Genomic DNA, 14940 nt, shown 5'->3' on the forward strand with positions numbered 1-14940 from the left:
CTTCGGAATAACGTGGCATACATGAACCTATGCCGCCCACTGTTTATTAATTAATGGCGAAATTGCCAACTGGACAACTAGGCTGACATAGTGGGATATCCTATATCGAAAAATGGGAGCCACTAGATAGACCTCAAAAACCTGAGTTGCTACATGCCCTGTTCAACCCAACAGCTCACGAACCTGTCGTAAACCAATTGGACAGAGCGGTAGGCTCAGGACAAGGTGATAACGAATTTACAGAGTTTTTATCAAAGGCCTCCCAGGTATTCAAGAACGCTAAGAGAGGGACAAAATCAGCCTTGAATATGCGTGAAATCGAAATACACAAGTTAGATTTGCTAATCGACTTAGCTCGATTAAAAGAGTTAGTTCAGCCCACAGAGAGTTCACACCAAGACCCTGAAGGAAAAGACCGTTGGGAGCTAAATAAGAAGCTAGAATCAGTGAACTTAAAACCCACACGCTTGCACCAAGTTCTATACAGAGTGATGGAAGCCAGTGAGGATAAATCGGCTAAAGCAATATTTAATCTCATTGAGGAAGACTTCTACTCAGAAGGACAAGAGCTTAACGTTGCAGACACTATAACCGAGATAACTGATATTTACTTATATTGGGAAGATAGTTCAGGTAAGAACAGAAGAAATAAATTCAAGACCCTTGAGGACCGGCTAACAAAACTAAGAAAATTAGGGTGAAAATCTCCTATATCATCTCAAAATCTCGTATTCCCTCTCTGCCGAAAAACACGATCTAGCATCTCAGTGAACTCTTAACTACTGAGGTAAATCTCATGAACGTTGCGAAACGTGCATTTTCTGAAATCGAGGCATCCGAGTATATCGGGATGAGCCGTTCTTATCTGCGTCAATCACGTATGGATGGTCAGCTAGGCAAGCGTAAGCCTGCACCGCCATTTATAAAAATTGGTCGCACAATCCGTTACCTGAAAGAAGACTTAGACGCTTGGCTAGAAAGCTTCTATAAGGCTTCAAACTTAACTGACCATGAGGTGAACCATGGCTGAGTTAAGTGCAAACCAAAAACAAATCATTGAACACCTGTATTCAGGGAAACCAATTCACATAATCGTCGATCTTTTCCCCGCTATGGGGCGGATGATAACCGATGATGACGAGCTAAAAGTTACCTCTGATGACCTTTTCCATTTACGGCAATTAGGCGTCGTCACCCCAACTTATCGCCATATCTGCGGTGTCTGGTATTTGGTTCTTGAGCTTTCCGAGGTGTCTCATGTTGAATAAAGCTGAAAAACAGTATTACCAAGAAAGTTATCCTGAGCTAAAACCGTTTATTGACCAAGTTGACGCGGGTAGCGTTAAGTTCCTGATGGATCATGTTGTTGTGCTTCCTTTGGAGCATAGTTTTCACATTCTTAAAGCCTATTTTGAAAAACCAACTATACGGGAACAAAACCTGTTTATACGTAAACTGAAAAAGTCGATTTTCTCAAAGGTTCCGACCTTCGTTGAAAACATAAATTTCTATTCTATCGATATACGTAAATGGGCAACCTACCAATCAAGGAGCTTTTCTAAGCTCGCTAATGAATTCCCTTATACCTATACGGGAAAATCGAGAACGAAATCCCCGTATATAGACAAAGAGAAGGAACGGAAATCCCTGTATAAGATTATGTCTTCGTATACAAAAGAATTGAATGTTGAACCGCCTGAACCTGACGGTCAGCAAACATTAGAAGGCTGTATACAAAGATTACAATGCCCTGAATGGTGGGCTCGCCGTATAAGAAAAAGCCTTAAACAAGCAAGAGAGTATACGGCGATAACTCTCGGGCGAGTCTCCAAAGGCAAGGATATTTATTGTAGTAATCCGACCGTAAAAGATCGCGAGCTTGATAAATTGAGAAATGAGAAGTTTCTCAAGGACAAATATGTCGTAAACGAGGAAGGAGAAGTACTGAGCTTATTCGAGATTAGCCAGTCAACAATCGCTAACCCCGTAAACAGACGCGCCGACTTAATGACCCGAGCCAGTGGTTTTGAGAAAATGGCTGATGAAGATGGATATCAAGGTGTTTTCGTAACTATCACCTGCCCTTCTAAATATCACAATAACTATTCAAAATCAGGTAAGCCAAACCCTAACTGGGGCGGCTATACGCCACGAGAGTCTCAGGAATATCTGAATTCTATTTGGCGCAAAATAAGAGCTCAATTGAAACGGGACAAAATTACTATGTTCGGTATTCGGGTTACTGAGCCTCAACATGACGGAACCCCGCATTGGCACATTCTTGTTTTTATCCGTCCAACAGATATTAAGCGTTTTTCAGAGATAATTGCGCACTATGCTCTAATGGAAGACGGAGACGAAAAAGGCGCGGCTGAAAACCGTTACGATATTAAAGTCATCGATAAGACAAAAGGTCGGGCTACGGGATACCTTGCAAAGTATGTCTCAAAAAATATAGATGGAGTGGAGCTAGAAACAGGCAGCTATGACGAGCCCATTAAAACGACTGTAAGGCATGTTGAAGCATGGGCTTCATGTTGGTCTATTCGACAGTTTCAACAGCAAGGCGGAGCTTCTGCGTCCGTTTATAGGGAGCTAAGGCGTGCGAGGCATGAACAAGCCCCTGATTCACCTTTTGAGGCTGCAGGAGCCGCAGCCGATACCGGAAACTGGGCGGAATACAACAGAGCAATGGGCAATATCGACACACCACGTAAAGACCACAAGCTAAAACTGGACTACGAAGTGAAGTTTGATACCGACACGGGCGAAATATCAACCACCCGCTATGATGGAGACATTCGGAAAAAACTAATTGGAGTGAAAGCTGGCGATCAACGGCTAAAAACCCGTCATCATGTTTGGCGGCCTTTACCTAAAGGAGCGGGTTAACCCGCTCCACTTGGAGTACTGGGAATAACTGTACTAAAAAGTTGAATTATTGTAAAAAAATGTTAATGTTGAATTTAAGGGCGTATCGCTCTGTTCTCAGAATTAGGTATTAAACGGTTCAAGGTTGGCGCTTTTGTTTCAAACGTCGGTCTGAAAAGACCTTTTAGGGGGCTAGCTGCCGAAATGTAAGATCTGGCTTCAGTTGCTCCAATAATTACGCCCATCATGTTTGCCGAAAAATTTTACTTGAACTTAAATACCTAAGGCAGAGATAAAAGGCTAAACTTCCCTCTAGAGAGGTGATGGGCGTAGTTTTATAATAATGAAAATCTCAACCTACAAACCAATAAATGTCATAGGTAACCCCGCTAATTTAGCAGCGGCGCTCGACAGTTCCCTCGAAGAACTCGGTTCCCTAATTGAGAATAAAGCTAAGCTTTATCAAAAGAAGATAATCCCTAAAAAAAATGGTAAATCGCGCACCGTTTACTCAGTAGATCGAGAATTAAAAAAAATTCAAAACAAGATTAATAACCGGATATTCTCAGAAGTTGAGTTTGCTTCTTACTTGTTTGGATCAATTTCTGATCCCGACCTCCCCAGAGACTACCTTTTATGTGCAGAATCCCATTGCCCCTCAGCAATAATAGCAACTATTGATATCAAAGATTTCTTTGACCACATCACAGATGAAAAAGTTGAAAAAATTTTTTCAGGATTCTTTAACTTTCCGGATGATGTTGCAGAACTATTAACGGAACTATGCACATTCCAAGGCCGTGTACCGCAGGGAGCACCTACTAGCAGTTACTTAGCAAACTTGATGTTTGGTACCCAAGAAAAAAGAATAGCTAAAGCAGCTAATGAGTGCGGTGCTAGATACTCTCGCCTTTTAGACGATATAATTATCTCAAGTCCTCAAAAAAACTTTTCAATTGACACTCTTTACCAGAGAGTTGAGCAAATGATAGTTAACTCTGGTTTCCAGATAAATGAAACAAAGAGTAAAGTTGATATTTTAGGGCCTAAGCCCCTAGAGGTCCATGGGATAGTTGTAACTGGAAACTCCCCAAAAGTATCAAAACTGAAATATCAAGAGATAAGGCGTTTAGTTCATCAAGTGAGTGACTTATCAAAAACTGACAATAGAAGAACTACGCATCGTTATTATAAAAAATACCACCGAGCGTATGGCCTTTTAAGTATTTTAAAAAGAGTTAATCACCCTGCTCATAAGAAGTTAAAATCAAAGCTTACTTCTGCCCCTCCTTTACCATCAAATCGTTTTAGAAACTCAATTTTTAGGCGATTAAGTAAGCTAGAAAGTAAACACCAAATACATCAGCAAAGAAAATGGTTTGCGAAGGATTGGAACCGTATAAGCCACGAGCTAGGTATTCTCAGAAGGAGTTATCCCGAAGATGCTACTAACGCAAGGAATAGGTTAAACCTTATAACCCCTTATGTTTAAGTCACTATTTCTTACGATAATAATAGCGAGTTCGTTTCTTTTCTATATAGAATACCCTGATAGTGGGCTATGTTGGAACTTTGGAAACGGAGGGCTTAGGGTCTTCTATTCAATATTCGAGCTTCCCATAAAGTTTGCATTTTCCACACTCGGTATACTCACGATCTGGGGAACAGTTCATCAAGCAAATCTTCAGCGGCAATCTTTCATCTATAGCGTGTTTCAACAAGAATCGGACGCCCTAAAAAACTACCTGGATTCTTGTTTAGAAAACGGAGAACTTCAAAATCTGGAGCCCTCTTTATCAAAAGTTAACCATCGCCAACTTCTTAAAAGGCTAATAGGCTCACCAAAAGGTAATACAGATTATAATAGCCCTACTACTTTGAAAAAGCTTGTTGCAGAATTCAGAAAAGAGCTAGAAAAGTTCTCTTCCAGCGCAGACAAAGAAGAGCTGGACAAAGAGTCATATCAAAACTTTATTGAAAAATCTTCTAGAGAGCTAGGCATAGTATCTCAGGTAGAAGATTTAGCCTCCGCTATTGCTCTTGAGAAACAATTAAAGGAATTGATGGGATTTATTTCTACTAACTGGTTTAACACGCCAGAAATCGAAAAAACACTTCTTGAAGCTCCAAACTCACATCATTAGCGACACATAAGCGACATGCTACATGAGAAAGGATTAAAGTTAGTAAAAACTTCGGCTAAAATCCTTTAAAAATGGTGGCCCCTCCCAGATTTGAACTGGGGACCAACCGATTATGAGTCGGGTGCTCTAACCACTGAGCTAAGGGGCCATTTTTGATTGGAAGCTGTGAAGCGGCGCAAATTATACGAACTTTTTAGGCTTTTGTCATGGGTATCAGCACGTTAAATCGTGAAGTTTTATCAACTTTTTCATAACTGATGTCGCCACCCTGGCTGTGCAGTGTGTCCCGCACTACCTTAAGCCCTATGCCATACTGGGTTGGTGCCAGCTCGTCGGCGTGGAAAAGTAAATGCTTGTTTTTCTCTTCTATACCCGTGCTTTCGTCGCTAACGGCAATTTTTATAAAGTTTTCTTCAGCAGTTGCCTGCAACATAATTTCGGAATTTACCGGCACAAAGCTCATTATATGGCGTATTAAATAGTCCATTGCAAAACGCACAAGTAAGGGGTCAGCCTCTAGCTTCAGCCCTTTTTCTGCTATGGCGGTTAGCGTAATATCTTTTTCGTTACTATGGCCTTCGTGGTAGTCGGCCAGGTTCTGCAGAAAGTCTTCTACATCCAGTGACACGGCTTTGCCATTGCCCATTTCTGAGGTAACTTTCTCAAACGAATTAAACAGTTCGGTTAGCTGCGAAACCTTGCCCTTAATGTCGTCTTCACTCATTTTTGAGAGCTTGCGCTGCATGTCTTCCAAATCGGCTAATACCAGCGCTGTCATTGAGCGCGCAATGCGCCCTACCAGGGTTTTCTGGTTAGCCATAATAACTTTGTTCATCTGCTGGCTAAGCTCACGCTCTTTGGCCTGAATTTTCTGACGCGCCTGGTACAACAACAGCAATAATGGCTGAATTTCTGGTATCTCGGTGGTAACGGTAACGGCCTGAGAGCTGTCTTCGGCCTGCACCACAATGCGGTCACGTTCAGAGTGCCAGTTGCGGTTAAACACCGACTCGCACACCACCAATATGCCACCAATAATGGCCAGCAAAACAAAGAGTACGCTGACAATAATAGAGAAGTCTGCCGGTACCAGCTGCACTTCTTTTTTCAGCCAAATGCCCAGGTTGTAATGGTTGGTCTCGGGGCAGGCGGCGACCACGGTTGCCACACGGTCATTCGACTGTACCGAAACTACCTCGCGTTGCTGCTCTAAAGAGCGCTGTACTGCGGAACGAACAATAGGAACATCGTCATTACTAATGCCAATTTCCGAGGCGCTACTGCCGCTGGTTGGGAATGCAAAGCCCATAAAGCCTTGGGCTGTGTGCCAGAAACCACCTTTAACGCCCTTAGTGTCAGCTATAGCGTCGCTGAGCGCCTGATGCATTAAGTCGGGGTTGGCTACTTGTTGTTGCGGTGATTCAGAAGCAGGGAACAGGCTATTTACCGCTAATTGCACATTCTGGCAGGAGCGACTCATGGCATTTTGATTGCGCTGCAGGGTTTCGCCTGCAGAAAACCAGAACGCAACTAGCAAACCGCCGACAGCCACTGCAATTAACGCAATAGCCAGACGGCGGTTATGTTTAGTGTGAGATGAGAGAGACTGCACTTACCTCACTCTCTATTTTTAAGGTAAATTGTAAAAACTGCGGGCATTTTGATAAAAGACTTTATCAACTGCCTCTTCGCTATCCAGAGCATTCACAATATTGGTGATATCTGAAGGCTCGAATGAACGATTACTGCGTGTGCCCGGTAAATCGGTACCAAACATCAACGCGTCCGGGTTCGTTTCATTCAGGGTTTTAATGGCCTCTTCAATATTCACTTCAGTACGACCAAAACCACTGGCTTTAATTTTTACGCCACCTTCGGCTAAACGACGAACCTGAGACAAGCCCGACTTCGCCATACCTAGGTGGTCAACACTGAGTTTCGGCAGTTTAAGCAGAGTAGGAACCATGTCGTCCAGCTCGCGGCTGTCAACATAGATTTCCAGGTGCCATCCGGCTAAGTCCCAAATGCGCTTACCAAAATCAACAATACCTTCAATATCACGATGCACACCGCGCTTCAAGTTAACGCGCACACCGCGAATGCCGTGCTCTTTCAACTGCTGAATTTTTTCATCGCTAACAGTTCCCGGCAACTGGGTAACACCCACAAAGTTGTTGCCCAGGTTTTCCAGCGCGGCTTTCAGGTAGCGCTGTTCAAAACCCTGGAACGAACCTGACACAATGACTCCGCCTTCAATAGGCATGCCACGTACCAGGTTACGATAGTCATCAATGTAAAAAGGCTCAGGGATATGACCTTGGTTTTCAATTAGCGGAAACTCGTCATCATAAATGTGTAAATGCGAGTCAATAATACGTTTCGGCCAATTGTCACGGTTGTTACCCATGCTGCCTCCTTTGTCAGAGAATATCTTACTCATCCAAGAACGATTTAAGCTGCTCTGAGCGGCTTGGATGGCGAAGCTTTCTTAATGCTTTGGCTTCAATTTGACGAATTCGTTCACGCGTCACATCAAACTGCTTGCCCACTTCTTCTAAAGTATGGTCGGTATTCATATCAATACCAAAGCGCATACGCAATACTTTCGCTTCACGTGCCGTTAAACCACCAAGCACATCGCGAACCGAGTTACGCAGGCTTTCTGATGTTGCCGAGTCAATTGGCAAGTCCAGCGTGCTGTCTTCAATAAAGTCACCCAGATGCGAATCTTCATCGTCGCCAATTGGGGTTTCCATTGAAATAGGTTCTTTCGCTATTTTCAGTACTTTGCGAATTTTGTCTTCCGGCATCATCATGCGCTCTGCCAGTTCTTCCGGCAGTGGCTCGCGGCCCATTTCCTGCAACATTTGGCGAGAAATACGGTTCAGCTTATTGATGGTTTCAATCATATGAACCGGGATACGAATAGTACGCGCCTGGTCCGCAATTGAACGGGTAATTGCCTGACGGATCCACCAGGTTGCATAAGTTGAGAACTTATAACCACGGCGGTATTCGAATTTGTCCACGGCTTTCATCAAACCAATGTTACCTTCCTGAATTAAGTCCAGGAACTGTAAGCCGCGGTTGGTGTATTTTTTCGCAATGGAGATAACCAAACGCAGGTTAGCTTCAACCATTTCTTTTTTCGCACGGCGCGCTTTGGCTTCGCCAATGGACATGCGACGGTTAATTTCTTTAACTTTACCAATGGTTAAGCCAGTTTCGCGTTCAACATCAACCAGCTTGTTTACACAGCGTTCAATTTCGCCGCGCACTTCTTTCAATGTGTCGGAGTAGCTTGCACCAGAGTCAATTTCTTTATCAACCCAGGCCATGTTGTTTTCATGGGTAGCAAAAGCTTTCATGAAGTTGCGTTTAGGCATTTCGCCCTGTTCAACGCTTATCTTCATAATAATACGTTCCTGCACACGAACACGCTGCATCATGGCACGCATGTCTTTAACCAAACGGTCAAATTGCTTAGGAACCAGACGGAACTGTTTGAATAAGTCGCTTAACTTATCGATTTCAACACGAGCACCGGCACCATCACGGCCATGCTTAGCAATCGCCTGACGTGTAGCTTCGTATTGTTCGCGCAGTGCATTAAATTTGCTGCGTGCAAATTCCGGATCAATACCAGTATCCGCTTCTTCCTCGTCTTCGTCATCATCGTCGTCATCTTTTTCCAGCTCTTCGCTTGGAAGTTCAGAACCAACGTTAGTAGCGGCTACAGGCGCTTCGTCTACTTCGTCTGGGTCGATGAATCCGGAAATAATGTCGGTTAAGCGCAGCTCTTCGGCTTCGTAAGAGTCCCACTGCTCAAGCAAGAAGTTAATGGCTTCCGGGTATTCTGCAACAGAGCACTGAACCTGGTTAATGCCTTCTTCAATACGCTTGGCAATGTCAATTTCGCCTTCACGAGTCAGTAGCTCAACGGTCCCCATTTCACGCATGTACATGCGCACTGGGTCAGTTGTGCGGCCAATTTCGCCATCGACAGAGGCTAATGCTTGCGCAGCTTCTTCGGCAGCGTCTTCATCTGCAGCACTTTCTGCCATCATCAGATCATCGGCATCGGGTGCGCTTTCAAACACGCGAATACCCATGTCGTTGATCATGCGAATAATGTCTTCAACCTGATCGGAATCAACAATTTCCTGCGGTAAATGGTCATTGACCTCAGCAAATGTCAAAAACCCTTGTTCTTTGCCTTTCGCAATAAGGACCTTAAGTTGCGATTGCCGATTCTGCTGCATACAGACGTTCCACCTGTGACTGTGAATGTAGAGTATCCAAAATGACCAAATAGTATATCAGAATACTGATTTTGAAGCTAGCGTAAGGCGTACCCAGATGTACTATCTTGCCTTACTCAAATACTGAATCAGCGTCTGATATTCCTGACGCTCAACTCGTGTTAATGCGCCTTCCTGCTCTTTCTTTAAAAGTGCGTTCGCGCGCTGCTCAAAATATTGGTCAATCAGATAAATAAATATATCGTTAAATTCTTGCTCAACGTTGTCTTCGTCAAGCTGATGTTGCCATAACGCGAGTTTCTGCAAAGGCTGGTAATACTCAGTATCGCGCCAACCTTCTAACACCTGCGCCGTGGTCATTTGGCGTTCTGCACACTGCTTGTGCAAAGCTATTAGTAAATCAATGCCGCTAACCTGTAGCTCTCGCAGTTCTTCACGAACCGGAACCGATTGCGCCAGTTGCGGGTATTGCAGTAACAAAGCAATGGCTTTGCGTAACGGCGTCATTTTTACGCTTTCTTTTGGTCTCGACTGACGTTGCGGCTTTTCAAACTGACGTTCCAGTTGCGACGTTTCGCGGCGAAGCTTTTCTGCTAAACGCTGCATTAAGGTGTCGCGATAATATTCACTCGCCACTTTCTCAATTAAGGGTTTCGCAATATTCAGTAATTGCGAGCGTCCGGCGTCGCTACTAACGTCAATATCGGCCTGTAAATGCTCGAAGAAATATTCAGTGAATGGTGTCGCCTTTTTTAATTCACGCTCAAAGGCTTCGGCACCGTGCTCGCGCACAACTGAATCTGGGTCTTCGCCTTCCGGCAAGAACAGAAACGCCATATCCAGGCCGTCGCGCAACAGTGGCAAGGCATTTTCTAATGCACGCCAGGCGGCGTCGCGGCCTGCGCGGTCACCGTCGTAACAACAAACAATTCTGCCACTAGTACGGAATAAACGCTGTAATTGTTCACTGGTAGTAGCCGTACCCAAAGACGCAACGGCGTAGTGAATTCCTGCTTCGGACAAAGCCACCACGTCCATATAGCCTTCGACAATACAAACCTGTTCTGGTTTCCTTACGGCCTGTTGCATATGCCAGTAACCGTATAACTCACTGCCTTTGTGAAACAGGCGGGTTTCCGGAGAGTTTAAGTACTTAGGTCCGTCGCCATCAATAATGCGACCACCAAAGCCCACCACCCGGCCACGCCGGTCATGAATAGGAAACATGACCCGGTCACGAAAAAAGTCGTAATGCCGGCCTTTCTCGTTACGGTTAATAAGCTTTAATTCCAGTAACTGCTGGCGTTGCGGGGCCGAGCTGCCAAATGTGCTTAGCAGGCCGTCCCAGGCGTCGGGTGCATAGCCAATTTGAAAACGTTTTACCGTTTCGCCGCTTAAACCCCGACCTTTTAAGTAGTCTATAACTCGGCTTGAGTTTTCATGGTGCTTTAACTGATGCTGGAAAAAACGAGCTGTTTTACTCATAAGCTCCGAGTCGTCCTGCATCTGTTGCTGTTTCTTTTGTGCTAACTGAGGGTTCTCCGGTTGTTCCCGCGGAACCTCAACTCCCATAATGCCGGCCAGTTCTTCCACCGCATCGGGGAAGTTTAAACCGTCAAATTCCATTAGAAAATCAATAGCGTTACCGTGCTCCCCACAGCCAAAGCAATGGTAAAACTGCTTGTCCTGGCTAACGGTAAACGACGGCGTTTTCTCATTATGGAACGGGCAACAGGCCTGATGGTTTCTACCGGCCTTTTTCAACGGTACGCGGCTATCAACTATTTCAACAATGTCTGCTCGTTCGAGCAAATCATGGATAAAGCTTTTGGGGATCAGGCCTGCCATATTGTTTCAATACCGAAGTTGCGAAAACAAGAAAGTTGCGAAAACAAAAAGTAGCAGAAACACGAAAGCCGCGACGATATAGTCACGGCTTTCAGCACTTTACGGAAAAGTGAACACTCAAATTGTCGTAGGTATGGTCTTAGTAAAGACGAGTACGACGAGCGTTATCACGAGACAGTTTTTTCGCGTGACGCTTTACCGCAGCAGCTTTCTTGCGCTTACGCTCTGAAGTCGGCTTTTCATAGTGCTCGCGACGACGAACTTCAGAGAGAACACCTGCTTTTTCACAAGAGCGCTTAAAGCGACGCAAAGCTACGTCAAACGGCTCGTTTTCTTTCACTTTAACGACTGGCATTAAAAAATCACCTCGGGTAAATTATCTGTTTCGGTTAAAAATTAACCACTACGGGTTCAATTGGTGCTGAATTGTACCGACTCAGATTCGCCTTGTAAAGTGTTATCCGAAGCATCCCATCCAGGGTCATTATCGCTAAGCAGTTCGCGGACTGGCGTAGAGTGCAGGAAAAGCTTGCTGACTAAATCCTGTAAATTATTTGGTTTTTCTTTGTACGACAAACCGAGTTGCCATAACTGTGGGCCGACCGACCTAATACTTCGGGTTATCAGTTGCTGAAGCAAAATGGTTTCGTCGTCTGTTTTGACTCTGACTTCAGCTTCTAAGCCTCTGCTGTCCTCGATATTAACCGGCGAGGTGCCAAAGTAATTAAATGCGATACCTTTATTAGAAATATCCACAATTTTTCCGGTAAGAGGCTCACCGAGTTTATCTTTTAGCTGCAGCTGGAGTCTTGCATCGCAATTTACGCCAACCCTTGGTGACGACCGCAGAATTTCCACACTGGCATTTCTGGGGTAACTCACAAACAGAAGTTTTTGTGGGTATTGGGTAATGTGGAGAATGTCGACCACACCGGTTACTTGCTCACCTTTTGGAGAGACCGTTTTTATTGCAACATTCTTTTCTGTAGCCAGCATTGGCAAGATATCTTGCCAGCAATACTGCCTGGAAAGTTCCAGAATAAGATAATTGGGATGCTGTTGACCCACCAGCGTCATATTTAAGCGTTTATAGCTCTGCTTATCTTTAATCTGGACTTCGACGGACTGCCTGAATCCACTGTTTGCCAAAACATCGCTGTTCTCCCGCATCAGTGTTAACCCCTGCTTTATTATTTTTATGAAACTCATCATAGCTTATATCTAACGTTTTTTAAGCCACAGACTAATTATTTTTATTTGATGTCAATTGACGTCATTTAATGCATACACTGTAAGCTCTTCCTCAAAACCTGTTGTTTGGTGTTTGTCATCGTTAGACTGGATTTGAGCTTAAGTAGTAAGGATACGAGTTTGGCTGAAGTGCATCCGGACAACAATTTTCCCTATCCAATACCAGCGCGTTACCAGTCAATAAAATTGCTGGGACAAGGTGGTAGTGGCCTGGTCTATAAAGCCTACGACCAGCGTTTAAAACGCACGGTTGCGATTAAGTTTGCCCGCTCGCCCTCTATTGTCAGCCGCCACAGGCTGGTAAATGAAGCGCGTTTGTTATCCAGTGTTGACCACCCTGCTCTTTGCCGCGTGTTTGATGTTGGCGAACCGGAAGTTTCTTCCTCTTCACTGTTTATGGTGCTTGAGTACATTGAAGGCAAACCTTTAAGCAAGCAACGCAGCTGCCTGTCTGTTTATGACGCCGCCAAAGTGGTTAAATCTCTTACTGACGGGGTTTGTCGTATGCACGAGGCTGGTTACGCTCACAACGATATTACCGCCCAGAACATTATGATCCGCTCAGCAGACAATGCTGAAGGCGAGAGCAATAATTCCGCGGTTCTGGTTGATTTGAGCATTGCGGCACCGAGTTCACCCACAACAATTAAGCGAGACATATACCAACTGGGCACGTTGCTTTTGTCGTTACTGACCAACATGAAACCGGAGCAGTTTTTTCAACACCCGATAACGCACCGTAACCGGCTTCCTGCCGAACTCAGTCGCATCGTAAAGAAAGCGCTCTCGGCTGAGCCGAACGAAGGTTTTCAGCACTGTCGCGAGCTTCAACAGGAGTTGGATGGCTGGCTCCGCCACTATCAGTTAAGAAAACGCTTCTTCTGGCTGGGGGCTGGTGGTGCTGCCATTTTGGTTATTATTTTTGTCTTGTTCATTTTTTTGCGGGAGCAGGCAAACCGACATTTGCTGGACGGCTACTCGATTGAACAGAACCAATACGCACATGCGCTTGTCTTTGCTCATTATTCTCAACACCTTGCCAACGGCGGTCAGCTTCAACAGGCGGCTGAGCAGGCTGAGTTAGCACTTACCCATTTTGACGACGCCGTAGCAAGTAGCCCGGGTCTATTGAAGTACCATTCCGAACGCGCTCATTTTGTGCTGAGCTCAGGCAACATTTTTACCCGCTCACAGCTTACCACTATGCTGCTTAATGCAATTAATGAACTGGGTAATCCGGATACGTATGAAGAAAAAGCGGCAGCCCATTATTTGCGGGCAGAAATGTACTTAGGTCTTGCTGAACTTAATAGCGAACAGCCACATTTAGTTGAACGCTGGAAAGCTTCTGCACTGAGTTCAGCTGAGGCAGCGATCAAGCACCAACCGGGTGTCGATCGCTACCAGCAATTACATGATGAAATCGATAAGTCTCAGTCCAGTGCCGGGACGGATTGATCTCTTAAGCGGTAAAACTCTTTTACATAGTCATCAAAAGTACCGGCATCCAGTGCGTCGCGCATATCACTCATTACTTTTTGATAAAAGCGCAGGTTATGAATGGTATTCAGGCGTGACCCCAACATCTCATTGGTACGATCCAAATGGTGCAAATACGCCCGCGAATAATTTTTGCAGGTGTAGCAGTCGCAGTTTTCATCCAGCGGAGAGGTGTCTGTACGGTGCACTGCATTACGAATTTTTACTACGCCAGTGCTAATAAATAAGTGACCATTACGCGCGTTACGCGTTGGCATAACGCAGTCGAACATATCAATGCCGCGACGCACGGCTTCAACTAAGTCTTCCGGCTTGCCCACACCCATTAAATAGCGAGGTTTTTGCTCGGGCATTTGCGGCGCAGTGTGCTCTAAAATGCGCATCATATCTTCTTTCGGCTCACCTACCGACAAACCACCAATAGCGTAACCGTCGAACCCGATATCGGTCAGACCTTTCAGAGAAATATCGCGCAGCTCTTCGTACATGCCGCCCTGAATAATACCGAACAACGCGGCTTTGCTCTCACCGTGTTCTTGTTTAGAGCGTTCGGCCCAGCGCAACGAAAGCTCCATTGAACTGCGTGCTTCTGCCTGCGTGGCAGGAAACGGCGTGCATTCATCAAATATCATGACAATATCTGAACCCAGCTCGCGTTGAACCTGCATAGACTTTTCCGGGGTCAGCAGTATTTTCTCACCGTTAATGGGCGAACGGAAAGTCACGCCCTCTTCGGTAATTTTACGAAGCTCACCCAGACTGAACACCTGAAAACCGCCGGAGTCGGTCAGAATAGGCTTGTCCCAGTTCATAAAGTCGTGCAAGTCGCCATGCTGCTGGATAATTTGCGTCCCCGGACGCAGCATTAGGTGAAAGGTATTACCCAGGCAGATTTGTGCGCCGGTGTCTTTTACCTCTTCTGGTGTCATACCTTTTACGGTACCCAGAGTACCTACCGGCATAAACGCTGGCGTTTCTACGGTTCCACGTTCAAATACCATGCGCCCACGACGCGCGCGACCACTGGTTTTGTCTAATTCAAATTTCATTGTCATAAGTATTCA

14 protein-coding genes and 1 tRNA gene are annotated in these 14940 nt (G+C 45.1%); 7 read left to right on the forward strand and 8 right to left on the reverse strand.

What is annotated here, in order from left to right; genetic code table 11:
* Positions 1 to 197: 197 nt before the first annotated feature.
* The 6 genes from DET62_RS13855 to DET62_RS13880 all read left to right on the forward strand — a co-directional run bounded on the left by DET62_RS13855 (position 198) and on the right by DET62_RS13880 (position 5015).
* A complete protein-coding gene (locus DET62_RS13855) occupies positions 198 to 701 on the forward strand; it encodes a hypothetical protein (RefSeq protein ID WP_133566305.1) in 504 nt (167 codons plus the stop codon).
* Positions 702 to 796: 95 nt separating this feature from the next.
* Positions 797 to 1030 (forward strand): helix-turn-helix domain-containing protein, encoded by a 234-nt coding sequence (locus DET62_RS13860; RefSeq protein ID WP_110014361.1) that lies wholly within the window; start codon positions 797 to 799, stop codon positions 1028 to 1030.
* Positions 1023 to 1268 carry a hypothetical protein gene (locus DET62_RS13865; protein WP_110014362.1) on the forward strand — a complete coding sequence of 82 codons (246 nt, stop codon included), beginning with the start codon at positions 1023 to 1025 and terminating at the stop codon, positions 1266 to 1268. The genes DET62_RS13860 and DET62_RS13865 overlap by 8 nt, the downstream gene beginning before the upstream one ends.
* A complete protein-coding gene (locus DET62_RS13870) occupies positions 1258 to 2892 on the forward strand; it encodes a replication endonuclease (RefSeq protein WP_110014363.1) in 1635 nt (544 codons plus the stop codon). Before DET62_RS13865 ends, DET62_RS13870 begins: the two co-directional genes overlap by 11 nt.
* Positions 2893 to 3214: 322 nt before the next feature.
* Entirely contained in the window at positions 3215 to 4363 is a 1149-nt protein-coding gene (locus DET62_RS13875) for a reverse transcriptase family protein (protein ID WP_110014364.1), read from the forward strand.
* Between the two features lie 217 nt (positions 4364 to 4580).
* On the forward strand, positions 4581 to 5015 hold the full coding sequence (locus DET62_RS13880; RefSeq protein ID WP_133566307.1) for a hypothetical protein: 435 nt from the start codon (positions 4581 to 4583) through the stop codon (positions 5013 to 5015).
* Between the two features lie 72 nt (positions 5016 to 5087).
* Here DET62_RS13880 and DET62_RS13885 read toward each other — a convergent pair.
* The 7 genes from DET62_RS13885 to DET62_RS13915 form a co-directional block, all read right to left on the reverse strand.
* Positions 5088 to 5163 (reverse strand) — tRNA-Ile (locus DET62_RS13885).
* A 45-nt stretch (positions 5164 to 5208) separates the two neighbouring features.
* Complete coding sequence (locus DET62_RS13890) at positions 5209 to 6627, reverse strand: HAMP domain-containing sensor histidine kinase (RefSeq protein ID WP_034822135.1); 1419 nt, start codon at positions 6625 to 6627, stop codon at positions 5209 to 5211.
* A gap of 18 nt (positions 6628 to 6645) precedes the next feature.
* Positions 6646 to 7422: an amidohydrolase family protein gene (locus DET62_RS13895; RefSeq protein ID WP_011235426.1), complete on the reverse strand. Its 777-nt coding sequence runs from the start codon at positions 7420 to 7422 to the stop codon at positions 6646 to 6648.
* A gap of 25 nt (positions 7423 to 7447) precedes the next feature.
* Positions 7448 to 9277, reverse strand: a complete 1830-nt coding sequence (gene rpoD, locus DET62_RS13900; RefSeq protein ID WP_110014366.1) for an RNA polymerase sigma factor RpoD — start codon at positions 9275 to 9277, stop codon at positions 7448 to 7450.
* A 102-nt stretch (positions 9278 to 9379) separates the two neighbouring features.
* A complete protein-coding gene (dnaG, locus tag DET62_RS13905; RefSeq protein ID WP_110014367.1) occupies positions 9380 to 11125 on the reverse strand; it encodes a DNA primase in 1746 nt (581 codons plus the stop codon).
* A gap of 139 nt (positions 11126 to 11264) precedes the next feature.
* Positions 11265 to 11480, reverse strand: coding sequence for a 30S ribosomal protein S21 (rpsU, locus tag DET62_RS13910; protein ID WP_011235429.1), 216 nt, complete (start codon positions 11478 to 11480; stop codon positions 11265 to 11267).
* Between the two features lie 56 nt (positions 11481 to 11536).
* Positions 11537 to 12295, reverse strand: coding sequence for a glycosyltransferase (locus DET62_RS13915; RefSeq protein ID WP_110014368.1), 759 nt, complete (start codon positions 12293 to 12295; stop codon positions 11537 to 11539).
* A 210-nt stretch (positions 12296 to 12505) separates the two neighbouring features.
* Between DET62_RS13915 and DET62_RS13920 the strand changes: the two genes are divergently transcribed.
* Positions 12506 to 13834 carry a protein kinase gene (locus DET62_RS13920; RefSeq protein ID WP_243735058.1) on the forward strand — a complete coding sequence of 443 codons (1329 nt, stop codon included), beginning with the start codon at positions 12506 to 12508 and terminating at the stop codon, positions 13832 to 13834.
* On the opposite strand, the gene tgt is transcribed toward DET62_RS13920, so the two are convergent.
* The gene (gene tgt, locus DET62_RS13925) at positions 13810 to 14925 is read right to left on the reverse strand and encodes a tRNA guanosine(34) transglycosylase Tgt (protein ID WP_016341397.1); all 1116 of its coding nucleotides are present in this window, start codon (positions 14923 to 14925) and stop codon (positions 13810 to 13812) included. The genes DET62_RS13920 and tgt overlap by 25 nt on opposite strands.
* Positions 14926 to 14940: the final 15 nt, after the last annotated feature.

It is taken from the genome of Idiomarina sp. H2 (assembly GCF_004364275.1).
GTDB lineage: Bacteria > Pseudomonadota > Gammaproteobacteria > Enterobacterales > Alteromonadaceae > Idiomarina > Idiomarina loihiensis.

Bases quoted from the DNA above. Each gene is read 5' to 3' on its own strand.
- DET62_RS13860 (WP_110014361.1), top strand. From the start codon at position 797: ATGAACGTTGCGAAACGTGCATTTTCTGAAATCGAGGCATCCGAGTAT.
- DET62_RS13865 (WP_110014362.1), top strand. From the start codon at position 1,023: ATGGCTGAGTTAAGTGCAAACCAAAAACAAATCATTGAACACCTGTAT.
- DET62_RS13870 (WP_110014363.1), top strand. From the start codon at position 1,258: ATGTTGAATAAAGCTGAAAAACAGTATTACCAAGAAAGTTATCCTGAG.
- DET62_RS13875 (WP_110014364.1), top strand. From the start codon at position 3,215: ATGAAAATCTCAACCTACAAACCAATAAATGTCATAGGTAACCCCGCT.
- DET62_RS13895 (WP_011235426.1), bottom strand. From the start codon at position 7,422: ATGGGTAACAACCGTGACAATTGGCCGAAACGTATTATTGACTCGCAT.
- rpoD (WP_110014366.1), bottom strand. From the start codon at position 9,277: ATGCAGCAGAATCGGCAATCGCAACTTAAGGTCCTTATTGCGAAAGGC.
- dnaG (WP_110014367.1), bottom strand. From the start codon at position 11,125: ATGGCAGGCCTGATCCCCAAAAGCTTTATCCATGATTTGCTCGAACGA.
- rpsU (WP_011235429.1), bottom strand. From the start codon at position 11,480: ATGCCAGTCGTTAAAGTGAAAGAAAACGAGCCGTTTGACGTAGCTTTG.
- DET62_RS13915 (WP_110014368.1), bottom strand. From the start codon at position 12,295: ATGCGGGAGAACAGCGATGTTTTGGCAAACAGTGGATTCAGGCAGTCC.
- tgt (WP_016341397.1), bottom strand. From the start codon at position 14,925: ATGAAATTTGAATTAGACAAAACCAGTGGTCGCGCGCGTCGTGGGCGC.